The sequence below is a fragment of the uncultured Castellaniella sp. genome (genome assembly GCF_937988725.1).
GTDB lineage: Bacteria > Pseudomonadota > Gammaproteobacteria > Burkholderiales > Burkholderiaceae_B > Castellaniella.
Window position 1 is genome coordinate 864,148 of sequence record NZ_CALKHS010000010.1, and the last position, 25,613, is coordinate 889,760.

Annotated in this window: 26 protein-coding genes; 8 read left to right on the forward strand and 18 right to left on the reverse strand. The window is 67.3% G+C overall.

Features of this window, described 5'->3' with window-relative positions; genetic code table 11:
• Positions 1–2 precede the first annotated feature (2 nt).
• From fliO to fliR, 4 genes are read left to right on the forward strand one after another with little or no spacing between them, the layout of a single operon-like run.
• Complete coding sequence (fliO, locus tag Q0263_RS14550; protein WP_298017628.1) at positions 3–320, forward strand: flagellar biosynthetic protein FliO; 318 nt, start codon at positions 3–5, stop codon at positions 318–320.
• Positions 320–1,114 carry a flagellar type III secretion system pore protein FliP gene (fliP, locus tag Q0263_RS14555; protein WP_298017630.1) on the forward strand — a complete coding sequence of 265 codons (795 nt, stop codon included), beginning with the start codon at positions 320–322 and terminating at the stop codon, positions 1,112–1,114. The genes fliO and fliP overlap by 1 nt, the downstream gene beginning before the upstream one ends.
• 12 nt (positions 1,115–1,126) lie before the next feature.
• Entirely contained in the window at positions 1,127–1,396 is a 270-nt protein-coding gene (gene fliQ, locus Q0263_RS14560) for a flagellar biosynthesis protein FliQ (RefSeq protein WP_298017633.1), read from the forward strand.
• A 9-nt stretch (positions 1,397–1,405) separates the two neighbouring features.
• Entirely contained in the window at positions 1,406–2,191 is a 786-nt protein-coding gene (gene fliR / locus Q0263_RS14565; protein ID WP_298017636.1) for a flagellar biosynthetic protein FliR, read from the forward strand.
• A gap of 70 nt (positions 2,192–2,261) precedes the next feature.
• On the opposite strand, the gene Q0263_RS14570 is transcribed toward fliR, so the two are convergent.
• The 13 genes from Q0263_RS14570 to flgB form a co-directional block, all read right to left on the reverse strand.
• A complete protein-coding gene (locus Q0263_RS14570) occupies positions 2,262–2,972 on the reverse strand; it encodes a hypothetical protein (RefSeq protein WP_298017638.1) in 711 nt (236 codons plus the stop codon).
• Between the two features lie 2 nt (positions 2,973–2,974).
• The gene (locus tag Q0263_RS14575; protein ID WP_298017640.1) at positions 2,975–4,882 is read right to left on the reverse strand and encodes a methyl-accepting chemotaxis protein; all 1,908 of its coding nucleotides are present in this window, start codon (positions 4,880–4,882) and stop codon (positions 2,975–2,977) included.
• 141 nt (positions 4,883–5,023) lie between these two features.
• Positions 5,024–6,250 (reverse strand): flagellar hook-associated protein FlgL, encoded by a 1,227-nt coding sequence (gene flgL / locus Q0263_RS14580; protein ID WP_298017643.1) that lies wholly within the window; start codon positions 6,248–6,250, stop codon positions 5,024–5,026.
• Between the two features lie 26 nt (positions 6,251–6,276).
• Positions 6,277–7,959, reverse strand: coding sequence for a flagellar hook-associated protein FlgK (flgK, locus tag Q0263_RS14585; protein WP_298017645.1), 1,683 nt, complete (start codon positions 7,957–7,959; stop codon positions 6,277–6,279).
• A gap of 116 nt (positions 7,960–8,075) precedes the next feature.
• Entirely contained in the window at positions 8,076–9,044 is a 969-nt protein-coding gene (gene flgJ, locus Q0263_RS14590; RefSeq protein ID WP_298017647.1) for a flagellar assembly peptidoglycan hydrolase FlgJ, read from the reverse strand.
• Between the two features lie 4 nt (positions 9,045–9,048).
• Positions 9,049–10,149, reverse strand: a complete 1,101-nt coding sequence (locus tag Q0263_RS14595) for a flagellar basal body P-ring protein FlgI (RefSeq protein ID WP_298019137.1) — start codon at positions 10,147–10,149, stop codon at positions 9,049–9,051.
• A gap of 100 nt (positions 10,150–10,249) precedes the next feature.
• Positions 10,250–10,948: a flagellar basal body L-ring protein FlgH gene (locus Q0263_RS14600; RefSeq protein WP_298017649.1), complete on the reverse strand. Its 699-nt coding sequence runs from the start codon at positions 10,946–10,948 to the stop codon at positions 10,250–10,252.
• A 5-nt stretch (positions 10,949–10,953) separates the two neighbouring features.
• Positions 10,954–11,739: a flagellar basal-body rod protein FlgG gene (gene flgG, locus Q0263_RS14605; RefSeq protein ID WP_298017652.1), complete on the reverse strand. Its 786-nt coding sequence runs from the start codon at positions 11,737–11,739 to the stop codon at positions 10,954–10,956.
• Between the two features lie 30 nt (positions 11,740–11,769).
• Complete coding sequence (gene flgF, locus Q0263_RS14610; protein WP_298017655.1) at positions 11,770–12,519, reverse strand: flagellar basal-body rod protein FlgF; 750 nt, start codon at positions 12,517–12,519, stop codon at positions 11,770–11,772.
• 15 nt (positions 12,520–12,534) lie between these two features.
• On the reverse strand, positions 12,535–13,746 hold the full coding sequence (gene flgE / locus Q0263_RS14615; protein WP_298017657.1) for a flagellar hook protein FlgE: 1,212 nt from the start codon (positions 13,744–13,746) through the stop codon (positions 12,535–12,537).
• Positions 13,747–13,822: 76 nt separating this feature from the next.
• The gene (locus Q0263_RS14620; RefSeq protein ID WP_298017658.1) at positions 13,823–14,509 is read right to left on the reverse strand and encodes a flagellar hook capping FlgD N-terminal domain-containing protein; all 687 of its coding nucleotides are present in this window, start codon (positions 14,507–14,509) and stop codon (positions 13,823–13,825) included.
• A gap of 11 nt (positions 14,510–14,520) precedes the next feature.
• A complete protein-coding gene (gene flgC / locus Q0263_RS14625) occupies positions 14,521–14,928 on the reverse strand; it encodes a flagellar basal body rod protein FlgC (RefSeq protein ID WP_298017660.1) in 408 nt (135 codons plus the stop codon).
• A 22-nt stretch (positions 14,929–14,950) separates the two neighbouring features.
• Positions 14,951–15,367, reverse strand: a complete 417-nt coding sequence (gene flgB / locus Q0263_RS14630) for a flagellar basal body rod protein FlgB (protein ID WP_298017663.1) — start codon at positions 15,365–15,367, stop codon at positions 14,951–14,953.
• A 210-nt stretch (positions 15,368–15,577) separates the two neighbouring features.
• Between flgB and flgA the strand changes: the two genes are divergently transcribed.
• Positions 15,578–16,321, forward strand: coding sequence for a flagellar basal body P-ring formation chaperone FlgA (gene flgA / locus Q0263_RS14635; RefSeq protein WP_298017665.1), 744 nt, complete (start codon positions 15,578–15,580; stop codon positions 16,319–16,321).
• Between the two features lie 95 nt (positions 16,322–16,416).
• The gene (gene flgM / locus Q0263_RS14640) at positions 16,417–16,701 is read left to right on the forward strand and encodes a flagellar biosynthesis anti-sigma factor FlgM (RefSeq protein ID WP_298017668.1); all 285 of its coding nucleotides are present in this window, start codon (positions 16,417–16,419) and stop codon (positions 16,699–16,701) included.
• Between the two features lies 1 nt (position 16,702).
• Here flgM and Q0263_RS14645 read toward each other — a convergent pair whose 3' ends face one another.
• Both Q0263_RS14645 and Q0263_RS14650 read right to left on the reverse strand, forming a co-directional pair.
• Positions 16,703–17,749, reverse strand: a complete 1,047-nt coding sequence (locus Q0263_RS14645; protein ID WP_298017670.1) for a LysR family transcriptional regulator — start codon at positions 17,747–17,749, stop codon at positions 16,703–16,705.
• A 95-nt stretch (positions 17,750–17,844) separates the two neighbouring features.
• Entirely contained in the window at positions 17,845–18,324 is a 480-nt protein-coding gene (locus tag Q0263_RS14650) for a carboxymuconolactone decarboxylase family protein (RefSeq protein ID WP_298017672.1), read from the reverse strand.
• A gap of 190 nt (positions 18,325–18,514) precedes the next feature.
• Here Q0263_RS14650 and Q0263_RS14655 point away from each other — a divergent pair, with 190 nt between their 5' ends.
• Positions 18,515–19,420 carry an RNA polymerase sigma-70 factor gene (locus tag Q0263_RS14655; protein ID WP_298017675.1) on the forward strand — a complete coding sequence of 302 codons (906 nt, stop codon included), beginning with the start codon at positions 18,515–18,517 and terminating at the stop codon, positions 19,418–19,420.
• Between the two features lie 76 nt (positions 19,421–19,496).
• On the forward strand, positions 19,497–19,934 hold the full coding sequence (locus Q0263_RS14660; protein ID WP_298017676.1) for a flagella synthesis protein FlgN: 438 nt from the start codon (positions 19,497–19,499) through the stop codon (positions 19,932–19,934).
• 22 nt (positions 19,935–19,956) lie between these two features.
• Here the strand turns inward: Q0263_RS14660 and flhF are convergent, their stop codons facing one another.
• Genes flhF through flhB form a run of 3 tightly spaced genes read right to left on the reverse strand, consistent with a single transcriptional unit; the run spans position 19,957 to position 25,579 of the window.
• Positions 19,957–22,308, reverse strand: coding sequence for a flagellar biosynthesis protein FlhF (gene flhF, locus Q0263_RS14665; protein ID WP_298017678.1), 2,352 nt, complete (start codon positions 22,306–22,308; stop codon positions 19,957–19,959).
• Positions 22,305–24,419: a flagellar biosynthesis protein FlhA gene (gene flhA, locus Q0263_RS14670; protein WP_298017680.1), complete on the reverse strand. Its 2,115-nt coding sequence runs from the start codon at positions 24,417–24,419 to the stop codon at positions 22,305–22,307. The genes flhF and flhA overlap by 4 nt, the downstream gene beginning before the upstream one ends.
• The gene (flhB, locus tag Q0263_RS14675; protein WP_298017683.1) at positions 24,416–25,579 is read right to left on the reverse strand and encodes a flagellar biosynthesis protein FlhB; all 1,164 of its coding nucleotides are present in this window, start codon (positions 25,577–25,579) and stop codon (positions 24,416–24,418) included. The genes flhA and flhB overlap by 4 nt, the downstream gene beginning before the upstream one ends.
• Positions 25,580–25,613 lie beyond the last annotated feature (34 nt).

The window sequence follows — 25,613 nt, forward strand, 5'->3', positions numbered from 1 at the left end:
CGATGGACCAGGCCCAGATCCTGCGCGTCATCCTGGCGCTGCTGTTCATCCTGGTCCTGCTGCTGGCGCTGGCCTGGATGGCCCGCCGGGGAGGCTGGATCCGCAGCCCGAACCGGGCCGCCAATCTGCGCGTGCTGGGCTCCCACAGCCTGGGGGCGCGCTGTTCCCTGACCGTCGTCCAGATCGACGACACCCGCCTGGTCCTCGGGGTGACGCCCCAGCAGGTCACGCTGCTGCACACCTTGCCGGCCGCGCCCGATGCGCCGGCCGAGCCGGCCAGCTTCGCCGAGTCGCTGAGCAAGACCCTGTCGAGATCCTGATGTTCCGCCGGTTTTTCCGCACACACGCCCTTACCCCCGCCGGCGCTCTGGCGTTGCGCGGCCTGTCGGCCGGCCTGCTGCTGCTGTTGATCTGGCCCGGCAGCACGCTGGCCCAGGCGACGCTGCCCGCGCTGACGGCCACGCCGGGCCCCAACGGCACGGAAACCTGGTCGCTCAGCGTGCAGACGCTGGTCATGCTGACCATGCTGTCCTTCCTGCCGGCGGCCCTGCTGATGATGACCAGCTTCACCCGCATCATCATCGTGCTGGGGCTGCTGCGCAACGCCCTGGGCACCGGCGTGTCCCCTCCCAACACCATCCTGGTGGGGCTGGCCCTGTTCCTGACGTTCTTCACCATGTCGCCGGTGTTCGACCAGATCTACAGCCAGGCCTACCAGCCGCTGGCCAACGACCAGATCAGCTTCGAGCAGGCGCTTGACCGGGGCGCCCAGCCGCTCAAGACCTTCATGCTGCACCAGACCCGCGAGGCCGACCTCAGCATGTTCGCCGAGATGGCCAAGGTCGGGCCGCTGGACACCCCCGAAGCCACGCCGCTGCGGGTGCTGGTCCCGGCCTACGTCACCAGCGAACTGAAGACCGCGTTCCAGATCGGCTTCACGATTTTCATCCCCTTCCTGATCATCGACCTGGTGGTGGCCAGCCTGCTGATGGCCCTGGGGATGATGATGGTGCCGCCCGTCACCATTTCGCTGCCCTTCAAACTGATGCTGTTCGTGCTGGCCGACGGCTGGCATCTGCTGCTGGGCTCCCTGGCCCGCAGCTTCTACCAATAAGGGGGTATTCCCATGACACCGGAAGCCGTCATGTCCATGACCTACCAGGCCCTGCGGGTGGCCCTGGTGATGGCCGGTCCCCTGCTGCTGGTGACGCTGCTGGTCGGCCTGCTGATCAGCATCTTCCAGGCCGCCACGCAGATCAATGAAATGACGCTGTCATTCATTCCCAAGCTGCTGGCCGTGGGGGCGGCGCTGGTCCTGCTGGGGCCGTGGCTGATCACCACGATGGTCGATTACATCCGCACCCTGCTGGACTCCATCCCCGGCCTGGCCAGCTGACCGCGATCCATGATCGATTTCCAGATCGACCAGCTCTACGCCTGGATCAGCGGCCTGCTATGGCCGCTGTTTCGCATCGCGGGGTTGGTGGCCCTGGCGCCCATCCTGGGCGAATCCTCCGTCCCGGCGCGGGTGAAGATCGGCCTGTCCGTGGTCCTCACCATCGTCGTGTCGCCCCTGATCGGTCCGGTGCCCGCCATCGCGCCGGCATCCTACGCGGGCCTGCTGATCGCGGCGCAGCAGGTGCTGATCGGCATGACGCTGGGCCTGTGCATGCGGCTGATCTTCACCGCCACCATGATGGCCGGGGAATTCGTCGGCCTGCCCATGGGGCTGGCCTTCGCATCCTTCTTCGATCCCGCCACGGGCGCCAATACGGCGGTGCTGTCCCGCCTGATCAACCTGGTCGCCATGCTGATGTTCCTGGCGGTCAACGGTCACCTGCTGATGATCGACGGCCTGATGCGCACCTTCGACCTGTTCCCCATCGGCGCCCCGCTGCACCCCGAGGGCTGGAGCGCCCTGCTGGACTGGAGCGCCCAGATCTGGATATCCGGCATGCTGCTGGCCCTGCCCATCATCATCGTGCTGCTGACCATCAACCTGTCGCTGGGCATCCTGAACCGCACGGCGCAGCAGCTGTCGGTCTTCGCCGTGGGCTTTCCGATCTCGCTGACGACGGGCCTGATCATGCTGGCCATCGTCATCCCCCAGAGCAGCGATTTCCTGACCCGGCTGTTCGAGGACGGCTACCAGGCCATGGCGCGGATCGCCCGCAGCCTGGCCGGCCTGTAGGCGGCATCGGGCCCGCAGGTCGAGCCGGAAACCCGCAGGCCGCGCCCGGATCGAGGATCACCCAGGGCTTTCAGCGTTTCGACGGCAAGGGATAAGTGACGCCCGGCAGGATCGTGGACCCTGCGGGCAGGAGCGGCTGCCGAGTCGCGGCGTCGGCGGCAGGCGCGGTCCGGCTGGCTGGCAAAGGCGGAGGCGGCGGCACGGGGATCGGGCCGGCGGCCGAGGATGCCGCCTGAGCGGCCGCGTCGCCGTTGCCGGGAATCATGATCATGCCTTCATCGGCGGCTGGCGCCTGGGCGGAGGCCGGAACCGTCGCAGGCGCGGACGCCGCGGCCTTGGCGCGCCGCCGGGCCGCTTCGCGGTCGGCCTCGGCGGCGGTCCTCGGGTGACGCAGCACAGGCACGTTGATGCTGTTTTCCATGCGCTGGAAGGTGCCGTCGGGCCCGAAGCGCAGCCAGACTTCCTGGCGCGCGTAAAAGGCGTCGGTGGCCACCGTGCCCTTGTAGGCCCAGCGGGCCAGCAGGCTGTCGCCCTGCTGCCAGGTGTCGGTCGGCTGGGCGCCCAGATCCTCGGATGCCTGGGCCAGCGTGGTGCGCCCCACCACGATGCGATCCAGTCCTGCCGTATTCAGGCCATTGCCGCTGAAGGCGCAGCCGGCCAGCAGGACGGCCGCCGCCAGCGATGCGGCCAGGCGCGGACGGCGCATGGTCGCATCGCCAGCGGGGACGGCCGCCGCCCTGCCCAAGCGCGCCCCGGCGCGTCCTTGCCCATGATGATCCATGTTCAGAATTCCTCCCATTCTTCCGTATCCGAAGTCGTTCGAGCCACCGGCCGCAGCGCTGCCTGCGCGGGCGCGGTCAGGCGATTTTTTTCCGGCGCGGCCGCGGCGGATGGCGATGCGCCACGGGCGGCGGACGCCGCTGCGGGCCTCGGCGCCGCAGATGCCGCTGCCGCCTGCCGCCCCGTTCCGGACACCGATGCTGCCGCCCGTCGCCGGCCCGCCGGTTCGGGCGCATCCAGGGCGGGCGCGGGCGCGGGCAAACGATCTTCGACGGGCGCGGACGAATCTTCGACGGCCGGCAGCGAGGCTTCCCGCGACGCGGCGGCCTCCACGGCCTGCTGGCTGAGCTGGAACACGGCCAGCGACTGGCTGATCTCCGCCGCCAGCGTCTCCAGGGACCCGGCCGCCGTCGCCGCCTGCTGCACCAGCGCGGCGTTCTGCTGCGTGACCGCGTCCATCTGCGCAATGGCGAGATTGACCTGATCGATGCCGGAGGACTGCTCCACCGTGGCCGCCGTGATCTCGCTCATGATGTCGGACACCCGGGTCACGGCCTGGACGATTTCCTGCATGGTCTCGCCGGCGCGATTGACCTGGGCCGAGCCCGCCTGCACCCGGCCGACGGAATCCTCGATCAGCGCCTTGATTTCCTTGGCGGCGCCCGCGCTGCGCTGGGCCAGGGCGCGGACCTCGGCCGCCACCACGGCGAAGCCGCGTCCCTGTTCGCCGGCGCGGGCGGCTTCGACCGCCGCGTTCAAGGCCAGGATATTGGTCTGGAAGGCGATGCTGTCGATCACGCCGACGATGTCGGCGATCTTCTGCGAGCTGCCGGAAATGCCCTGCATGGTCTGCACGGCCTCGCCCACCACCTGCCCCCCACGGGAGGCCACCTGGGAAGCGGTGCTGGCCAGCTGATTGGCCTGCCGGGCATGATCGGCATTCTGCTTGACCGTGCTGGCCAGCTCTTCCATGCTGGCGGCGGTCTGCTGCAAAGCGGCGGCCTGCTGATCGGTGCGGCTGCTCAGGTCCAGATTGCCGCTGGCGATGCGCCGGGCGCTGTCGGTCATCCGGCCCATGCGGGTGCGCACGCCCAGGATCAGGGACTCCAGGCCCTCGCGCATGTCCTTCAGGCCGAACAGCAGCTGCCCGATTTCATCGCGGGACTTGGGATAGATCATCACGTCCAGATTGCCGCCCGCCATCCTCTGCAAGTGGCGGCCCACGCCCTGCATCGGCCGCAGCACCGTGCGGATCAGGGTGCGATACGCCAGCAGGGCCAGCACGACGGCGACGACCAGCAAGCCGATGAAACCGTAATTGGCCCATTCGAACTGCCGGGCCAGCGCCTGCCGCGATTCATTGCTGCCGTTCTGGATGTACTGATCGAATTGCCCGAAAGCGCGGTCCATGCCCCGGGCGGCGCTTCGCAGGCGGCCGCGCTTCAAGGCCTCGAAGGCCTTGGCATCCTGCCCGATCGCAAAGCCGCGCAGCTGATCGACCTGCGCCCAGTAATCCTTGAAGGTGGTCTCCAGGATGTGCTGCAGGGATTCGCCCTGGGAACCGGCCAGCGCCCCGGTGTCCCGCAGGGATTGCATGTGTTCGCGGGAACGCCGCAGCAACTGATCGGCCTGCCCCAGTTCCCACAGGCGCTGTTTTTCATTGGCGATGCCCAGCGCCCCTTCGATCTGGGTCGTCGCCTGCTGCGCATAGATCAGCGCGTTCTTCACATCGGAATTCGCCTGTACCCCCACCGAGGACAGTTGCGCGATGGTGCGCTGGCTCTGCTGCTGCACGAACCAGGCGCTGCCCACGGCGGCGAACGTCAGCAAGGACAGCAACCCCACCACCAGCGTCAGCCGTGCCCGCAAAGACAGGGCGATCGCGCGCCCTTTCCAGAAACGAAGCTTCATGTCACCTCACCTTTGTGATTATCATCAGCATGCCATACGCCTGCTGTTGTCCTTCCTAAGAAAATAGGGCCTTGTAGGCCCTATTCACCAGAAATGCGCCTGGTCCGCGATCACGGACCAGGCCCTGAAAAATCGCAATCCCTAGCTGCGGCCCAGATTGAACAGGCTCAGCCCCTGGATCGTCTGGAACGCCAGACCGGCGCCTTCGAGAGCGATCTTGCGCAGGCTGAGCTGGGTGGTGGCCTCGTAGTAGTCCAGGTCCTCGATGCCGGACAGCGCCTTGGTGAAGCCCAGGTTGCGCTGCGATCCGCTGTCGTCCAGCGCCTGCAGTTCGTTCATGCGGGCGCCGATGGATGCCCGCACCGTCAGGACGTTGTCGTAGCTGGTGGCGACCTGCTGCATGCCGGTGTTCAGGATGTTGCGCAGGCTGGCCGTGGCCTGGTCATCGCCCTGGGTCGGCGCATTCAGGGCGGCGATCAGCTTGTCGAAGGTCTGGAAGATGTTGGGGTCCTGGGTCTTCAGGGGGTCGACGGCCAAGGTGTCGCCGGCGGCCGGCGTGCCCGAGATCTGCACTTTGGTGCCCTGGCCCAGGTCCATTTCCGTGGCGCCGGGCGTCAGGGTGTAGTTGACCGGCGCCGACGCCACGCCGGTCGATTCATCCGTGACGACGACGGTGTAATCCGTCGCGCTGGTGAAGCTGACCGCATAGGAATAGCGGGCGTCCGGATTCTGGGCCCGATCGGAAATGTACGGCCCTGAGGCGACCATCGTCCCCGTGTTGCCGGCGCCCGCCGTGCTGACGTAGGCCAGCGTCCCCGGCTGCGACCGCGCGAAGATGTCCCGCCCCACATCGCTGCCGGCGATCTGGCGGGTGGCGTCGGCCTGAATCAGGCGCTGCATGCCGTCGCCGTTGTAAGTGCCGTCCGCCATGAAGGCCGGAGCGCTGCCCCGGGAACCGGAAAACACATATTGCCCGTTGCCGTCGGTGGTGTTGGCGATGCCCAGGGCCGTGTCGCGCGCATTCTGCAGCACGTTGGCCAGGGTCTGGCGGTCCGCGTCCGACAGCGTGCCATTGCCGACCTGCACCATGCGGGTGCGCACGTCCTGCAGCAGCAGCGTCAGGGAATTGAGCGCGTCTTCTTCCGTGGCCAGGTTCTGGTTGGCCACAGACCGGTTGTCCGCGTAGCGGGCGTTCTGCGCCTGCGACTGCGACAGATTGATGGCCTGGGACGCCCCCAGGGGATCGTCGGCGGGCGTCACCATCTTCTGGCCGGAGCCGATCTGCTGATACAGGTGCATCAGATCGGACTGCTGGGCATTGATGGTGTTCAGGCCCGTCTGGAACATGAGGCTGGAACTGATACGCATGATGAATTCCTAGTGATGCGGCGCGATCAATTGCGCAGGCTGAGCAAGGTGTCGAACAGGGTCGAGGCCGTGTCGATCAGCCGCGCGGCGGCCCGATACTGTTCCTGGTACTGCTGCAGATTGATGTATTCCTCGTCCATGTTGACGCCGGACACGGCCTGCTGGGCGGCGAAGTTCTGCTGAATGAGGGATTCCTGGGCCTTTTGCGCCGTGGTGTTGGACTGGGTCTTGACGGCCACGTTGTTGACCAGCTGGGAATAGGCCTCGTTCAGGCCCATGGTGCCGTTGCCCAGAAGCTTTTCCGAACGCAATGCGGCCAGCTTCAGGGCGTTGTCGCCGTTGGCCGAACCCGCCGGGCCGCCCGCTCCGCCGTTCGCATCGGCGTCCCACCCCGCCGCGGCGATCTTGGCCGGGTCGGTCAGGGCGACGTTCATGCCGGCGGCCGCGTCGCGCGTGGGCTGGATCAGCCAGGAGTCGCCCGCAGCGGCCCCGGCGATCGTCGTGGTGTCGAAGACGACGCCGTCGACCGTCAGAGTCCCCGCGCCGGCGATCGTGCCCACGGACGTGCCTTCCGGCATCCGCGTGACCGAATAATTGGTGCCGTCGAACTCCAGGCGGTAATCCTGGGTGGTCAGCTTGGACACGTCCGAGATCGAAGCCGTGGGTTGCGCCGTGGCGGCGTTGCCGGCGTTGCCGATGATCTTGGGGCTGGACACCGTGAAGAAATCAGTGCCCTGCGCGCCGGAAGGATCGTAGCCCTGGGTGTGCTGCTGATTGATGGAGATGGAAATGCCCAGGGCCAGGCGGCCCAGTTCATTCTGCGCGGAATCCAGCACGTCGGAGCGGAAGGTCAGCAGGCCGCCCAGCTTGCCGCCGGTGATCATGCTGTCCTTCATTTCGACCGGCCGCGGGGCGCCGCTGGCATCGGTCACGGTGAAATTCACCGCCAGGCGGCTCGGGTCCGCCGCCGAGGGATTGGCCTGCAGGTAGTACACCGAATCGCCGCCCAGCACGGTCTGGCCGTTGCCGATGGTGATGTTGAAGCGGTCGTCCTGCTCGTAGACCTTGATGTCCACCAGTTGCCCCAGATCGGCGGCCAGCTGGTCGCGCTGGTCCAGCAGGTCGTTGGGCGGCTGGCCGGGGTTGGTGGCCTTGGCCGTGGTGATCTGGCGGTTCAGGTCCTGGATGCGGTCCAGGTAGCTGTTGACCTGGGTGACGGTCGTTTCGATCTGGGTGTTGACGTTCTGCCGCTGGCTGTCCAGGAAGGCGTTGGCGTCGCGGATCTGCGAGGACAGGCTGTTGGCGCGTCCCAGCAGTTCCTGGCGGGCCGCCACGTCGGCCGGCGACGTCGCGACGGCGTCCAGGCCGTCGAAGAATTTCTGGATATTGGGCGAGATGCCCACGGTGCGGTCGGCCACCAGGTTGTTGATCTGGCTGACCTGGTCGCCGTAGGTTTTCAGGGCCGCGCCGCGCGTGATGGACGAGCTCAGCTGGTTGTACAGGAAATTGTCGTAGGACCGCTGCACGCTGACGGCCTGCACCCCGCGGCCGATCCAGCCGCCCGAGGTCGGCGTGGCGCCGGCGGTCTGGGACAGCACCGTCTGGCGGTTGTAGCCGGCCGTGGCGGCGTTGTTGATGTTGTGCCCGGCCGTCGCCAGACGGTTTTGCGCGACCAGCAGGCCTGCCTTGCCCAGATTCGCCAGATTCATATGCTGCAATCCTGTCTGTGAGGCGGATGCCGGATCGACACCCGCGAGAATTCGTCTTACTTGATAACGGCAGCAAAGCGGGAAAATTTAGCGGCGGACGGATCCGCCCGTTCCCGTCAGCGCGCGTTGAAATACCCCATGATGCTGATCAGCTTGTCGGCGTAGGACGGATCGGTGGCGTAGCCGGCGGCCTGCACCTTGCGGGCGGCGTCCTCGGCGCTGCGGGCCGTCATCACATCGCTGTAGCGATCGCTCTTGCTGATCAGGTTGGCGTAATCCGTAAAGGAATCGGCATAGGAATCATAGGCGCGGAAAGGCTGCAGCATCCTGCGCGGCTCGCCGTCGACGTATTCGGTCGTCATCACGCGCACCACGTCGCCGCGCCAGTTGCCGCCGGCCTTGATGCCGAACAGATTATGGCTGGTGCTGCCGTCCGGACGCAGGATCTCGCGCTGGCCCCAGCCCGATTCCAGGGCGGCCTGGCTCAGGATCAGCTTGGCGGGCACGCCGCTGCGCCGCGCCGCCACGTCGGCGGCCGCGGCCATCTGGTCCACGAAGGACCGGATGTGGTCCGGCGCCCCCTGGATGGCGCTGCGCACTTTCTGTCCCAGATTGCGCTGGGACAGCAGATCGATCAGGGAAGAAATCGAATCGGCCACCTGCCTACGGCCCTCGCCGATGCGCGATTGCAGCCCGGGCAGGCGCGAACGGGCGGCTTCGGGCGGGTTGGCCAGCGGATCCAGGGGCTGGTTCAGCACCCCGCCCCGCATCTGCGCCATCAGCGCGTCGGCCAGGCCAATGCCGGGATTGGCCAGCGCCAGGGAAGTCTGCTCGTCGCTCAGGCTGCGCGCCATGCGCGTGGCCTGGGAATCGAACAGGGACGGCATCTGGTCCGCCGTCTGGCGGGCCTGCTTCATCAGCAGCTGGATGAACATGGCCTCGAACTGCCGGGCGACCTCGCGCTGCTTGTCTTCGGAATTCGGGTCCTTCTGCACCCCGCGCTTCAGACTGTTCAGGCTGCTGAAATCCAGCGCCGAGGGCGCGCCATCCGAACTGGGCAGAGGGGTATGGGCCACGAACGCCATGACGCTAGATGACCTCCAGGTCGGCCCGCAAGGCGCCCGCGCTCTTCAGGTTCTGCAGGATGGAGAGCAGGTCCTGCGGCGTGGCGCCCAGGGCGTTCAAGGCCCGCACCACGTCGGCCAGATTGGCGCTGGTGCTCACGCGCTTCAAAGAGCCGTTGTCGCTGCGCATTTCGATCTGGGTGTTGTTCGTGACCACGGTCTGCCCGCCGCCGAACGGCGTGGTGGGCTGACTGACCTGCTGCTGCGGGCTGATGGTCACGGACAGATTGCCGTAGGCGATAGCGGCCTCGTCGATCATGACGGTGCGGTTCATCACCACCGATCCGGTGCGGGCGTTGATCACCACCCGGGCGCGGGCCGGCGGCAGCGTCACGTTCAGGTTTTCCACCTGCGACAGGAAGGCCAGTTGACTTTGGGGATCCGCGGGGGCCCGCAGTTCGATGGTGCGGCCGTTGAGGGCCGTGGCGGTCTGGCCGCCGAAACGGCGGTTCAGGGCCGACACGACGTTCTGCGCCACCGCGAAATCGCTGGTGTTCAGTTCCAGCCGCACCGTGCCGTTCTGGGCATAGGTGGTCGGCACGCCGCGCTCGACGATGGCGCCGTCGGGAATGATGCCGCCGTTCAGCTGATTGACCTGGACGCTGGCCCCGCCTTGCGAAGCCCCCGCCCCGCCCACCAGCAGATTGCCCTGGGCCAGGGCGTAGACCTGGCCGTTGGCGCCCTTCAGGGGCGTCATCAGCAGGGTGCCGCCGCGCAGGCTCTTGGCGTTGCCCATGGAGGAGACCACCACGTCCAGGCTCTGGCCCGGCTGGGCGAAGGCCGGCAGCCGGGTGGTGACCATCACGGCGGCGACGTTCTTGACCTGCATGTTGGTGCCCTGGGGCACGGTGACGCCCAGCTGCGACAGCATGTTGGTCAGGCTCTGCTGGGTGAACGGCGTCTGGCGCACCTGGTCGCCGCTGCCGTCCAGGCCCACCACCAGGCCGTAGCCGATCAGCTGGTTTTCGCGCACGCCGGTGAAGGAGGCCAGATCCTTGATGCGTTCGGCCTGGGCGGCCGTCAGCGGAATCAGCGTCCCCAGGCAGGCCAGCAGCGCCGCGGCCAGCCCGGCGCGCAGGCAGCCGCCGGCGGCGCCGGATGGAAGACCGCCGCGCCGCTTGGGGCTCGGGGTGGGAGTGTGCACGAGAATCCTATCCATCATGACGTCAGAACGGGGCAATGTTCAGGAAGAAGCGCTGCAGCCAGCCCATGGTCTGGACCTCGTCCATCACGCCCTTGCTGCGGTATTCGATGCGGGCGTCGGCCACCTGGGTGGACGAGACGGTGCCGCTGCCGGTGATGGAACGCGGGTCCACCACGCCGGAAAAGCGCACGTACTCGCTGCCGCGATTGATGGCGATCTGTTTTTCGCCGGCCACCTGCAGATTGCCGTTGGGCAGCACGCCGATCACGGTGGTGGTCAGCGTGCCCGTGAATGCGTTGGTGGCGCTGCTGGAACCTTTGCCGTCGGACTTGTTGCCGCTGCCGACCTGGAAATTCTGCTTGGCGCCCAGGTCCGTGGGCAGGATGGCGGGTTCCAGGCCGATATTCATGCTGGCGCTGCCGTTGCGATCCGTGCTGGTGCCCACGCTTTTCGCCGCGTTGGTCTTTTCCTGGATGACGATGGTGACGATGTCGCCGACGTTGCGCGGACGGCGGTCCTCGAACAGGGGATAGTTGCCGTAGGCCGTGGGCTGATAGATGGAGCCATTGGCCTCGGCGGAAGGCAGCGCCGGCGGCGGGGGCGGCGCCGTCAGGGGGCCGGTGACCACCGGCTCGGGCGGCACCAGGGCGCACCCGGACACCAACAGGGCCGCCATGGCCACCCACGATCCTGCAAGACGACGCAAACCCTTCATGGACATCCTGATTACAGCTGTGTCAGACGCGCCAGCATCTGGTCCGACGTCTGCACGGCCTTGCTGTTCATTTCAAAGGCGCGCTGCGTCGTGATCATGTTGACCAGTTCCTCGGCCACATTGACGTTGGAGGTTTCCACGTAGTTCTGCAGCAGCACCCCGGCGCCGTCCAGCCCCGGCTGCAGCAGATTGGCCGGCCCGGAGGCATCGGTTTCCGCGTACAGGTTCTCGCCCATGCTCTGCAGGCCGGTGGGATTGATGAACGTCGCCAGCTGCAGTTGGCCCACCTGCACGTTGGTGCCGGCGGCGCCAGGCTGGGTGACGGACACCGTGCCGTCCCGGGCGATGGTGATGGACAGGGCGTTGTCGGGGATGTTGATGCCCGGCTGGATGGTGTAGCCGCCCGCCGTCACCAGCATGCCGTTCTGGTCGCGCTGGATGCTGCCGTCGCGGGTGTAGGCGAAGGACCCGTCCGGCATTTCGACCTGCAGAAAGCCATTGCCCTGGATAGCCACGTCCAGCGTGTTGCCGGTTTCCTTGACGTTGCCCTGGGTGTGGATACGTTCGGTGGCCACCACGCGCGCGCCGGTGCCCAGCTGCAGGCCCGAGGGCAGCTGGTTGGCCGCGCCGACGCTGGCGCCGGGTTGGCGCACGGTCTGGTACATCAGGTCCTCGAACACGGCGCGGCCGCGCTTGAAGCCCGTGGTGTTGACGTTGGCCAGATTGTTGGAAATCACGTCCATGCTGGTCTGCTGGGTTTCCAGACCGGTCTTGGCGATCCACAGGGAACGTATCATCTCGAAAAGTCCTGTTCAGGGCGCCGGGCGTCAGCCCGCCACGGAAAGTACGGAATTGCCGCGTTCTTCGTTGGTGCTGGCGTTCTTGATCACCTGCATCTGCAATTCGAACTGACGGGCATTGGAAATCATGGCCACCATGGCGCTGGCGGGGTTGACGTTGCTCTTTTCCACGAAACCGGGGGCGATCCGCACGGCCGCATCGGCCTGGGCCGGCTGCCCGCCCGCCAAGCGGAACAGGCCGTCGTCGCCGCGCTGCAACTGGGCGGGAGGCGGATTCACCAGCTTCAGCTGGGCCAGCATCTGGATGTCGCGCGGGTTGTCGCCAGCACCCAGGGCGCTCATCTGCCCGTCGGTGGCGAAGGTGACGCTGCCGCGTTCCGGGATTTCGATAGGGCGCCCGTCATTGGACAGCACCGGCAGGCCGCCCAGCGTGACCAGTTGGTTTTCCTGGTTGACGGCGAATTCGCCCGAGCGGGTGTAGGCCTCGCCCTGGGGGGTCTGCACGGCGAACCAGCCTTCGCCGGCGATGGCGGTGTCCAGGGCATGGCCGGTTTCCACCATGGCGCCCTGGCCGAAGCGGCTGCCGGGCGTGGACGCCACCGTGCTGACGCGGGTGGGCAGTTCGCCCGCCTGCGGCACCACCGGCACGGACCGGTAGAGGGCCAGCTGTTCGCGAAAGCCCGTCGTCGACACATTGGCCATGTTGTTGGCAATGGCCGACTGCTGCTCCAGGATGCGGGCGGCGCCGTTGGACGCCGTGTACAGGATGCGATCCATGCCGTGCTACCGCGCTTAGCGCATGGTGATCAAGGTCTGCAGGATCTGGTCCTGCGTCTTGATGGTCTGGGCATTGGCCTGGTAGGTGCGCTGGGCAATGATCATATTGACCAGTTCCTGGGACATGTCCACGTTGGATTCTTCGATGGCCTGGCCTTTGATGGTGGCCAGGCCGTTGCTGCCCGGCGTGCCCATGATGGGCTGGCCGGAGTTGGCGGTTTCGGCCCAGGCGTTGCCGCCCACCGGCTGCAGGCCCTGCAGGTTGGCGAAGTCGGCCAGGGCCAGCTGGCCCATGGTCTGCTTGGCGCCGTTGGTGTAGTTGGCGATCAATTCGCCGTTGGTGCCGATGGACATGCTGGCGTATTCGCCGGTGGCGTAGCCGTTCTGGACGAAGTCCTGGGAATAGCTGCCGCCGAACTGGGTGGAGCCGTCGTAGGAGACCTGGATCGACACCGGGGCGGCGGGCGACGTCGCGCCGCCCGGCGTGAACGTGATGGTGGCTGGCGAGCCTGACACAAGGCGGCCCGCATTGTCGAAGCTCAGAACCGCCGTATTGGCCGCAGGGGGAGGACCGGAAGGAGCCGTGCCATCCACGACATAATTGACTTCCCAGGTGCTGTTGCCGCCCACAGGATCACGTTTGGTGTAGTACTGCTCCACACGATGCGAGTTCCCCAGCGAGTCGTAGACCGTCAGCGGCACCATGTTGGAATAGGAGTCGGCATTGGTGGGATCGAACGCAGTCGCCGCAGGCACCACCTTCGCATCCGCGTCCAGATTCACCTTGTTGGTGATGGTGCTGGTCGCCTGCGGATTGATGTTCCCCACCGGCACCGTCATGCCGATCAGGCTGGTGCCGCCCGGCGCGTAGCCCATCAGCTGCTGGCCCTGGGCGTTGACGATCTTGTGGTCCTTGTCGGCGAAGAACTGGCCGTTGCGCGTGTACAGCGTCGCGCCGTTGGGTTGGGTGACGACGAACAGGCCCTTGGCCCCATCGATGGCCATGTCGAACTGGTTGCCCGATGTCGACACGATGCCGGTCGTGAAGCGCTGGTTGATGGACGCCACCTGCACGCCCAGGCCCACGCGGGAGCTGGCATACACGTCGGCAAAGGTGGCCGAGCCGGACTTGAAGCCGACCGTGCCGGAGTTGGCGATGTTGTTGCCGATGACATCCAGGTTTTGCGAGGCGGCGTTCAGACCGCTGAGACCTTGACCGAAACCCATGAGTGACCTCTTTCAGTGCGTGCTGCGTTGAATCGTTGACTTGGAACCGGGACGGCGCGCTTGCCGACCCCTGGAATTACATGACCTGCCGGATGTCCAGCAGGGAAATCTTGCCGCCCAGGGCCAGGTTCAGCTTGAGGCCTTCGGTGGTGTAGGCGATGCTGTTGATGTGGCCGGACGTGAGCGCCTGGACGGACACCGGCTGCCCCTTGTCGTCGGACGCGCTCACCTGGACGGTGTAGGCGCCGTCCGGCACCGGCGCGCCGGCGGAATCCAGGCCATCCCAGCTCATGGGATAGACGCCGGCATCCTTGGCGCCGAGGTCATATTCGCGCACGACCTTGCCGGCGGAATCCAGGATGGAGATCTTGCCCTTCGTCGCGCCCGACATCAGGTCGATGCCGAAGGGCGTGGCCGTCTTGGCTCCGGACGCAGGATCGCTGCCCAGGGAGATCTTTTCGCCCGGATAAAGGATGTCCTTGCCGATCAGGCCGGCGGCCTGCAGGGACTGGGACATGTCCATCTGGCCCGACAGGGCCAGCAGGGTGTTGTTCAACTGCTGGATCCCGTTGACCATGGACAGCTGCGCGATCTGCGACGTGACCTGGGCGTTGTCCATGGGATTGAGCGGATCCTGGTTCTGCAGCTGCGTGACCAGCAGGGTCAGGAAGCGGTCCTGGGTGTCGCCCATCAGGGATTTGGTCTGGGCGCCGGCCAGCGCGCTGGCGGCGTTGGATCCGTAGACGTCGTTGACGGTTGCCATGATCGGATTCCTTATTGACCGATGGTCAGGGTTTTGGCCATCAGGGACTTGGCCGTGTTGATGACCTCGACATTGGCCTGGTACGAGCGCGAAGCGGAAATCATGTTGACGGTTTCGGCCACGACATCGACGTTGGGCAGGGTGACGTAGCCGCGGGCGTCGGCCAGCGGGTTGCCCGGATCGTACTGGATGCGGGCGGGCGCGTTGCTTTCCTGCACGGCCGCGACCCGCACCCCGCCGACGGCTTCCGACTGGGCGGACGGCGTCATCTGGAAGACGACCTGACGGGCCCGGTAGGGCTGGCCATCCGGCCCGACGGCGCTGTCGGCGTTGGCGATGTTGCTGGCCGTGACGTTCATGCGTTCGGACTGGGCGGCCAGGGCGGAACCGGCGATCTGGAATATGCTGAGAGTGGACATGTGCGTGATTTCCGTGGGCCGGTTACTGCTGCAGCGCCGTCAGCAAGGATTTGATGCGGCCGTTCAACACCTGCAGATCCGTCTGGTATTTCGCGGTATTGTCGGCGAACTGGACGCGTTCGACGTTCATGTCGACCGTATTGCCATCCAGGCTGGGCTGCAGGGGAACGCGATAGAGTTCCTCGGCCGGACCGGTGGAATGCGCCCGGGCGGGGATGTGACGCGACGAGGTCAGCGTCAGGGACGTGTCCGGCAGGCGGGGCACGCCGGAGTTCTCGCCCATCGCCTCGCGCAGCGTAGCGTTGAAGTCGATGTCGCGCGCCTTGTAGTTGGGCGTGTCGGAATTGGCGATGTTCGTCGCCAGAAGTTCCTGTCGCTGCTGACGCAGGGCCAGGGCTTTCTGATAGAACTCGAAGTCCTTGCCGATTCGATCGATCATGGCATGCAATGCATTCAGGTGAATTGAAGTACGCATCCACCGGGCACCAAATGATCCCTGACCATTCGCGGCTTTAGCGCACAGTGGCATAGTACGGCTCCCCCTCGCGCCATAAAGGCCGGAACAAAGCGGGGTTTGAAGGGCTATTCAGGCAATGTCGCCTCCGCTTCGTTTCGGGATGCGGGGCCGGGCATCTTCTACAATGCGGACATGAGCATCCGCCCCGCCCCGCCGATCACCGCCCCGATCGCGGCCATCGCCCGCCGCTGGCTGGCGGCCGCCGCCTGCCTGGCCGCCTGCGCCCTGCCCGGCGCGGCGAGCGCGCAGGCCGCCGCCGTCCAGGATCCGGCCGCCATCGCCGCCCAAGTGGAAGCGCTCCTGAAGGACCGCGCGGAATCCTACCCCGGCACGGCCACGATCACGGTGGATCCGCCGCGCATCACCAATCAGGCGGCCTGCAGCCGGATGGACACCTTTCTGGCCGGATCCGGCGGACTGCGGTCGCGGACCTCGGTGGGGGTCCGCTGCCTGGCCCCCCAGCCCTGGACGCTGTACGTGCAGGCCAGCGTCCAGATCACGGGCCGCTATTTCGTGGCCAACCGCACGCTGGATCGCGGGGCCGTCATCAGCCTGGACGATCTGGACACACGGGAAGGCGATCTGCTGCGCCTGCGCCGGGTGATCAGCGACCCGGCGCACGTGGTCGGCTGGATCGTCACGCGCCGCATCCGCGCGGGCGGGCCGATCGAAGACAGCGCCCTGCGCGACCCGAATTCCGTCCAGCGCGGCCAGCAGGTGCGCACCGTGGCGCGCGGCACGGGTTTCGTGGCTTCGGGCGAAGGCCAGGCCCTGGAATCGGGCAGTCCGGGCACGCAGATCCAGGTGCGCACCCCCAATGGCCAGATCATCACCGGCACGGTGCTGGATGCGCATACGGTTCAGGTTATGATGTGATGTCGGCCGGCCGCACAGAGGGCTAAAGATTCGCGCCGCGCTGCCGTAACAAGGGGTGCACCATTTGACCCTGTCCTTTCACCCGGAGACGAGCCTTGAAAGTCAATTCCACATCGTCCAACCCCTTGCTCAACGGGGTTACCGGGAATACGCGCAGCGATAACGCCGGCCATGCCGCGTCCCACGCGGGCAGCAGCCGTTCCGAAGTCGACCTCAGCCCGGCCGCCCGGCAGCTGGCCGCACTGAACAACAGCGACGCCGACGTCCAGACCGCGCGGGTCCAGCAGATTCGCGATGCCCTGGCCTCCGGCGAACTGAAGATCGACGCGGGCCGCATCGCCGACAGCCTGCTGGCCAGCGTGCGCGAACTGCTGAAATAATTCAAGAATCGACAGACCAGCACAGGCTGGGCACATCCCGGAATCGCGGCAGTCCAGAGACGCGCCCGGACTCGCGTTCCTTCTCCAGCAAGCGGATCTCCTCGGTGACGTAATCGGCAAAGACCCGGATCCTGGCGGGCAGGTGCCTGCGGCTCAGGTAACACAGGTAATGCCCCCCGTCATCGGGCGCATACGGCGCAAGACACTCGATCAATCCGCCCGCCCGGACGGCGTCGCCCACCAGATAGCCGGGCAGCTGGGCCACGCCCCGGCCCTGCCTCGCGGCCTGCAGGATGAGATCCAGGTCGTTGAAGATATCGGGCCCGGATATCCGGCGCCGCAAAGCCTGGCCGCCCACCTTGAACTCCCAGTCCCGGAGACGGCCGGATGCCTCTCGAAAGGCGATGCACTGGTGGCGATCCAGGTCCCCGACGACGCGCGGCACCCCATGGGCCGCAATATAAGAGGGAGACGCGCAGACGACCCAGGGCATCGGGATCAGCTGCCGCGCCACGATGTCGCTGTCCTCCAGCCTGCCGTCGTGGAAGGCGACGTCGATGCGGTCGCCGGCGAAATCGGCCGGTTTCCGGCTCAGCAGCAATTCGGTGGTGATGTCGGGATAACGGGCATGGAACCGGTGCAGCAGCGGAGCGATCACCCCGCGCCCGAAGCCCGGCGAGGCCTGAATGGACAGATGGCCCCGCGGCGGCCCGTCGCGCAATTCCCGCATGTCGTCCAGCGCGCGGACGATGCGCTCCACGCCGGGCAGGCAGTTCTCGTAGAAGATTTCACCTTCGCGGGTCAGCGAGGTGTTGCGGGTCGTGCGCAGGAACAGGCGGGCGTCCAGCTGCGCCTCGAGCTTGCGCACGCTGCGGCTGACCGCGGAACGGTCGATGCCGAGCCGGTCGCCCGCGCGTGAAAAACTGCCTTCCCGGGCCACCGCCAGAAAGGCGACGACGCCCGCATAGCTGGTGGCGAAACTGCTGGCGAAGGTGTCGGCCGCGCGCGGGCGATCGTCCGACACCCGGATGCTGGTGCTGGTGTTCATACCCCCTAGACGCGCCAGACATGAGGTTTGTGACACCCGGCATGCGCCGGTCCGCCCGGAACGGCATGCCGCCCCTGCACGGGATGACCTGTCTCTCAGGCGAGGCCGGCCTTGTCCAGCCCGAAGACCTTGTCGGCCGAGCCCGGCACGGTCTTGAACGCGATGTTCGCCCGGTTCCAGCCATTGATGGCCATCACGCCAAACGTCAGGTCGGACAGTTCCTTCTCGCTGAACTGCGCGCGCACCCGTTCATAGATCTCGTCCGGGACGCCATGCGCCGGCAGCGCCGTCAGGACCTCCGTCCAGGCCAGGGCGGCGCGTTCGCGCGGCTCGAACAGCGTGGATTCCCGCCAGATGGCCACATGATGCAGCCGCAGTTCCCGCTCGCCATGCAGGCGCGCCTCCTTCACGTGCATGTCGAGGCAGAAGCCGCAGCCGTTCATCTGCGAAGCGCGGATGGACACCAGATCCCGGATCGGCTGTTCGATGGCCCCTTTCGTCAGAACATTGCTGAACTCCAGGAACTTCTTGAACAGATCCGGCGACTGCTGAATGTAATCGAGGCGTTGCGTCATCACGAGACTCCTATCATGATCCATATGCCCGCCGTCCGATTGGCGGCGGCTCGGAGAAATTCTAGGCAGCCACGCCGGCGCCCGGTAGGCCTTCCGAAGGCCGCACGGTGTTGCACGGGGCGCATCAAAACGAGGCCCCGGCGCCGGGGCCGGGTGTAAGCTGCCCCATCGCCCCGGAGGACCCCCACCCATGACTGACGGCACGCAAACTTTCCTGTCCCACCAGCCCCGCCTGAAGAGCATCGCCTACCGGATGCTGGGTTCCTGGGCCGAAGCCGAGGACGTGGTCCAGGATGCCTGGCTGCGCTGGCACGGATCCGCGCGGGAAAGCATCGACAATGCCGAGGCCTGGCTGGTGTCGGCGGTCACGCGGCTGTCCATAGACCGGCTGCGCGCCGCCAAGGTCCGCCGCGCGCACTACGAAGGCATCTGGCTGCCCGAACCCGTCCTGGCCGACGACGCCCGGTCCCCTGAACAGATCATCGACCGATCCGAGAACATCTCGTTCGCGCTCCTCAGCGTCCTGGAGCGCCTGTCTCCCGAAGGGAGGGCGGCATACCTGCTGCACGACATCTTCGACGAAGACTACGCGGAAATCGCCGCCACCCTGGGCAAGACCCAGGCCGCGTGCCGACAGCTCGTCGCCCGCGCCAGAAAACAGATCCAGCAAGGGCACAGGCGGACCCGCGTCGACCCGCGCACGCAGGAACGCCTGCTGAGGGAATTCGCGCACGCGGCTTCGACGGGCGATTTTTCCAGCCTCAAGGCCCTGTTCGCCGCCGACGCGGAACTGATCGGCGATGGCGGCGGCAAGGTGCCCAGCTTCGGCAGGCCGCTGCAAGGAGGAGAGCGGATCGCGCAGCTCTACCTGGCCAGCGCGCTGCGCTACCCGGAGCGGGTCCTCTACCAGCCGACCCGCATCAACGGCGAATGGGGCTTCTTGCGATTCATCGACGGGACGCTGGAATCCGCGCAGCACCTGCTGATCGACGACACCGGGATTTTCCGGATCTACGCGCAGCGCAACCCGGACAAGCTCGCCCATATTCCCGCGACGCCGGACGGACAGTCCCGCAGCGCGCGCCCGGCGAGCTGAACGCCCCGGGGAAGCGCCGGGGTGCGCCTGATATAATTTTCGTACCGCTTTTCCAGCCCGACGGGATTATTCCACCATGAGCCACATCGACGCGCTGCTGCAGTGCGTGGACGAACAATCCGAACTGCTGAACGATTTCATCCAGGTCCTGGAAGCCGAAGGCGCCCTGCTGCTGGAAACGCCTTCCAACGAAGCGCTGGGCGCGCTCACCACGCGCAAGAACGACTACGCCCGCCGCCTGAGCGAACTGGACCAGGCCCGCGCCGCGACTCTGGCCAGCATGGGACAGGCGGACGACCGCGCCAGCATCGACGTCGTCTGCGCCCTGCATCCCGACCTGCGTCCCGCCTTCGACACCCTGTTCGAACGCGCGGCGCACGCCAGCGCCCTGAACCAGGACAACGGCCAGATCCTGAAGACCTTCATGGAACACAACCAGCAGGCGCTGGACACCTTGCGCGGCCTGATGGGCCAGGATCTGTACGACGCCCGCGGGCGCCTGTCGAAGAAATAAGCCCGCCCGACCGCCGGCCGCTTCAGGCCAGCAGTTCCTTCAGCGCATACAGTTTCAGCAGGCCGGCAGGCGACTGGCGCACCGCCAGTTGATCGCCGCCCAGCATGCGGGCCGCCACGCGGGCAGCCGGCGCCAGGACCGGGTCCTGCACCAGACGCCAGGCGGCCAGCCCCATCTGGGCGGCCAGGACCGCCCGATCCACCAGCGGTTCCCGGCCTTTCGCATCGGCCAGCCAGGGCGTCGCCAGGCGCCAGGCCGCATGGCATTCCTGGCGCAGGACCATCGCCGTCGCCGCCAGCTCCAGATCCGGGGTCTCGCAGCCCATCAGGGCATGCCAGACCCGCAGCACGCGGCCATCCAGAGGATCCACCGCCCGCAGGCAGACCAGGCGCACGGCCAGCGGGGGTTCTCCGCGAGCCTGCAACTGCGCATCCCCCAGGCCGGCCCACCAGGCCGCCTGCGCCCCGTCGAGACCCGCCGGGGCCAGCAGCCCGGCGAACAGGTCCGCGGCCAGAGGCTGCAGGCGCAGACGCTGGGCGGCGGCGGACGCCACGCAGGCTTCGCCGTCCTGGTGGATCCGGGTGCGGGCGCCGCAGACGGAAATCCAGGCATGGCCCCGGGCGCTGAGCGCCCGCAGCAAGGCCTGGCTGCCGCCCTCGAAGACATGCCACGGAGCCGGGGCCTGGCCCTCGGATTCCAGTTCCACCTGCAACGACAGGGCGTCGGCGGGCGAAGGCGCCACAGCCGAAGCCCCCTGCGGGGCATGCCAGCCGTCGGCCAGGCCGGCCTGCTGGATGGCCGCCGCCAGGGGCCGGCACCGGTCGTCGAACCAGGCGGCCCCCGACCATGCGCCGCGCCGCCCTTGCCAGGCCAGGGCCTGGCGGTCATGCACGACCAGCGCCGCCCGCGATTCGCCAGCGGCCGCCCGCGCCACCCGGCGCAGGTGATCGATGGCGTCGGCGGCGGCCGGCAGGTCGCCGGCCGCGCGGCTGCGCCACAGATCGTAGGCTTCCGACAGCACCGGATCCTCGTCCATCAGGGCCACGGCGGCCCGCAGCTCGTCCAGCCCCAGGGAATCGCCCTGAGGGGATTGCGTCAGCAGCTGGGGCAGCAGCACCTGCTGGCGGCGGCGCTCGGCGGCGGATTCCGCGCTGTGTTCCGGCTGGGTGATCGACAGCAAGGCGGCCAGATCGGCCTCGGTGGGCGCGAACTGCGGGCGTGCCGACTGCAGGGGCACCAGCGCCCGGTCCACCAGTTCGGCCGCCGTCAGGAAGAGCAGGTTTTCGGGAACCTTCTGCCCATTGGACACGTAATGGATGGGCAGACGGTAGCGGATGGCCGTATCCAGCGCCGCCCCCAGGCAGGCGGCCTCGTCGATCTTGGTGATGACGCAGCCGCGCAGGGGCGTGCCGCCGTCGCGCGCGTAGGAACGCGCGACCTCGTCCAGCGTGTCGCCGTGGCTGGACGCATTCAGGGCCAGCAGGCGCTCGACCCGGCGGCCGGCGCCGGCCAGCAGCGCCGCCTGATCCGCCACGTAGCGGTCCCGCTGGCTGATGCCCACATTGTCGATCAGCACGGTCTGGTCCGGGCGCACGGTCTGCAGGACGCGGCGCAATTCGTGCACGTCCTGCACGACATGCACCGGCACCCGCATCATCTGGCCGTAGATCTTCAGTTGCTCATGCGCCCCGATCCGGTAGGTGTCGGTCGTCAGCAGCACCAGGCTGCCGGGGCCGCCGCGCCGCACGCAGCGCGCGGCGAGCTTGGCGATCGTGGTGGTCTTGCCGACCCCGGTGGGTCCCACCAGGGCCAGCGCCAGACCGGGCTGCCACAGGTCGTCTTCCGATTTCAGGACGGGCAGGTGCTTGACCAGTTCGCCGCGGGCCCACTGGATGGCGGTCCGGTCGCCGGAGAGTTCCGGCAAGGTCTTGATCATGGCCCGCAGCAGGGTCGTGCTGAAGCCGAAGCGCAGCAGATTCTGGAACAGCGTGACGGCCTGGGGCGAGCGGCGCAGCTGATTGCCCCACAGCAGTTCGTCGATGCGGCTTTCCAGGGAACCCTTCAGCTCGCCGATGACGCTGGCCAGATCATCGCCGGGAGGCGGCGCGGCGCGCGGCGGCGATGCGGCCGGGTGAACGGCCGGGGACGAAGCCGCAGGCGCGGGATCGGGGGGAACGGCGGCGCGCGGCGCGGCGGGCGCCGGATGGTCCGGAGCCCGATCGCGATCGGGCAGCGAGGTTTCGTCGGTGGCCAGGATCTCCACCCCGCCGTTGACCCGCTTGTTGGAAATGATGAGGGCCTCGGACCCCAGCGCCAGACGCACCTGACGCATGGCTTCCCGGTTCGTGGCGCCAAAGAAACGGCTGATGTTCATGCGGGATTCCCGCCAATGACTGCTGTGATCCGAATCATACGCTCCTCAGGGATCTCGGCGCTGGACAGCACGGCCATGTGCGGCAGGTGGTGGCGCAGGAACCGCGACAGCGACGCCCGCAGCATGGGGGGCACGACCAGCACCGGCGCATTGCCCCGGTCTTCCTGTTCCTGGGCCAGGCGCTGGGTTTCGGCGAGCAGGTTCTCGGCCAGCCCCGGTTCCAGCGCCCCGTTGGCGCCCAGGGCCTGCATCAGCACGCGTTCCAGGCGGGAATCCAGGCCGATGACGCGCAGTTCCTCTTCGCCCGCGAACCAGTGCTGGACGATGGCGCGGCCCAGCCCCACCCGCACCTGGGCCAGGAGTTCGTCCAGATTCGGCCCCGATCCGGCGGGGTTGAGGCTGGCCAGACGCGGCGCATGCTCGGTGACGACTTCGAGGATGGTGCGCATGTCGCGGATGGGCACGTCCTCGTCCAGCAGGCTGCGCAGCAGGTTCTGCAGCTGCGGCAGCGCAATGGTCTTGGGCACCAGGTCCTCGATGAGCTTCGGGACTTCGCGGGCCACGTGATCCAGCAGCTGCTGGGTCTCCTGGCGGCCCAGCAGCTTGGCCCCGTAGCGGTGCATCAGGTGATTGAGGTGCGTGGCGACGACGGTGGCGGCATCCACCACGGTGTAGCCGGAAATCTGCGCCTGCTCGCGCAGGGACGGGTCGATCCAGACGGCGGGCAGGCCGAACGCCGGATCCTTGGTCGGCACGCCCTGCACCGGGCTGGTGACGCCGCCCGGATCGATGGCCAGCCACTGGCCGGTCTGCGCCACGCCGCGGCCGATCTCCACGCCGAACAGCAGGATGCGGTAGTCCGTGGGCTTGATTTCCAGATTGTCGCGAATGTGCACGACCGGCGGCAGGAAGCCCATTTCCTGGGCGAACTTCTTGCGCAGGCTGCGGATGCGATGCAGCAATTCCCCGCTTTGCTGGTGATCGACCAGGGAAATCAGGCGGTAGCCGACCTCCAGCCCCAGCGGATCGACGGGCGACACGTCATCCCAGCTGGCTTCGGCGGCGGCCGCCACGGCGGCGGCCTGTTCCTGGTCCGGACGGCCGGCCGCCGTCTTCAGGTCGCGCTGCTGGCGCTGGTACAAGGCCCAGCCGCCCCCGCCGATGATGGCGGCCAGCAGAAGGAAGGCCACGTGCGGCATGTTCGGGATCAGGCCCATCAGGGTCAGGATGCCCGCCGTGATGAACATGACGTTCGGATTGGAGAACAGCTGGCCCAGCATCTGCTGGCCGACGTCCTGGTCGGTGGCCACGCGCGACACCACCACGCCGGCGGCCGTGGAGATCACCAGCGCGGGGATCTGGGCCACCAGGCCGTCGCCGATGGTCAGCAGGGTATAGACGTTGCCGGCATCGGCCACGGACATGTCGTGCTGGGCCACCCCGACGATCAGGCCGCCCAGGACGTTGATCACCATGATCAGCAGGCCGGCCACGGCATCGCCGCGCACGAACTTGCTGGCGCCGTCCATGGCGCCGTAGAACTCGGCCTCCTGGGAGACTTCCGAACGGCGGCGGCGGGCCTCGTCCTCGCCGATCAGGCCGGCGTTCAGGTCGGCGTCGATGGCCATCTGCTTGCCCGGCATGGCGTCCAGGGTGAAGCGCGCGCCGACTTCGGCGATGCGCCCCGCGCCCTTGGTGATGACGATGAAGTTGATGATCACCAGGATGATGAAGACGACGATCCCGACGGCGAAATTGCCGCCGACCAGGAAGTGTCCGAAGGCCTCGATCACGTGGCCGGCGGCCGCCGGGCCTTTGTGGCCGTTCATCAGCACCACGCGGGTGGACGCCACGTTCAGCGACAGGCGCAGCAGGGTGGCGAACAGCAGCACCGAGGGGAAGGCGGCGAAGTCCAGGGGCTTGCGGGTGAACATGGCCACCAGCAGGATCATCACCGACAGCGAGATGTTGAAGGTGAACAGCAGGTCCAGGATGAACGGCGGCAACGGCAGGATCATCATGGCCAGCACCATGAGGATCAGCACCGGTCCGGCCATCAGACGGGCCTGCCCGAAGCCTTGGTTCTTGAGGAAATCCAGAAAACTGTTCATGTGACGAATGCGTGAGCCGGTTCAGGGCGGTGTTGCGGATCGAGTTCGGGGGGGACCTGCAAGGCCTGCGGCGCCTGCGGCAGTGTACCCGAGCCATGTTGCCAGGTACGGACCTGGTACACCCAGGCCAGGACTTCGGCCACCGCCGCGTACAGGGCGGCGGGAATTTCCTGGTCCAGCTCGACGTGATGGTAGAGAGCGCGCGCCAACGGAGGGGCTTCCAGTTGGGCGACCTTGTGGTCCTGCGCCAACTGGCGGATCTGGGCGGCGATCAGGCCCGCGCCCTTGGCCACCACCACCGGCGCCCCGCCCTGCCCGTCGCGATAGCGCAAGGCCACGGCGTAATGGGTCGGGTTGGTGACGACGACGTCGGCGTCGGGCACGGCGCTCATCATGCGCCGCCGGGCCATGGCCCGCTGCTGCTGGCGGATGCGGCCCTTCACGTGGGGATCGCCTTCGCTGTCCTTGTGTTCCTGCTTCACGTCTTCGCGGGACATGCGCAGCTGCTTGGCGTGGTTCCACAACTGCCAGGGCACGTCGATCAGCACCAGGATGATCAGGGTCGAGGCGATCAGCAGGCAGCACAGCGCCACCAGGCTGAGCCCCCGGGCCAGGGCATCGTCGAGCGACATGTGCGACAAGGCCAGCATGTCGCTCAGGTACGCCCAGATGACCTTGACGGCCACGAAGCCGATCAGCACCGCCTTGGCCAGCGTCTTCACGAGTTCGACCAGGGTCTGGGCCTGCACGAAGCGCTTCATGCCCTTCAGGGGATTGAGGCGTTCGAACTTGGGTTCGAGCGCCTTGGGCGAGAGCAGGAACCCGCCCAGGGCGACGGAGGAGAAAACGCCCACGACCATCAGCAGCGCGAAGATCGGCAGCAGGAGCAGCAGGCCCTGCCAGGCCGACATGCCGGCGACATTGAGCATGACCTGGGGATCGCCCACGATGCGGGTATCGAAGCCCAGGCCGCTGCGCAGCACGCCTTCCAGGGTGCGGAACAGGTCGCCGCCGACGAACCAGAGCGCCCCGATCCCGCAGATCAGCGCAAGAAAGGTGCCCAGTTCGCGCGAACGCGCGACCTGGCCTTCCTCGCGCGCCTTTTCAAGGCGCCGGGGCGAGGCTGGTTCGGTTTTTTCGAGATCGCTGTCCTCGGCCATGCGGGCGGCTATCCGGCAGTGTTAAAACAGCCTG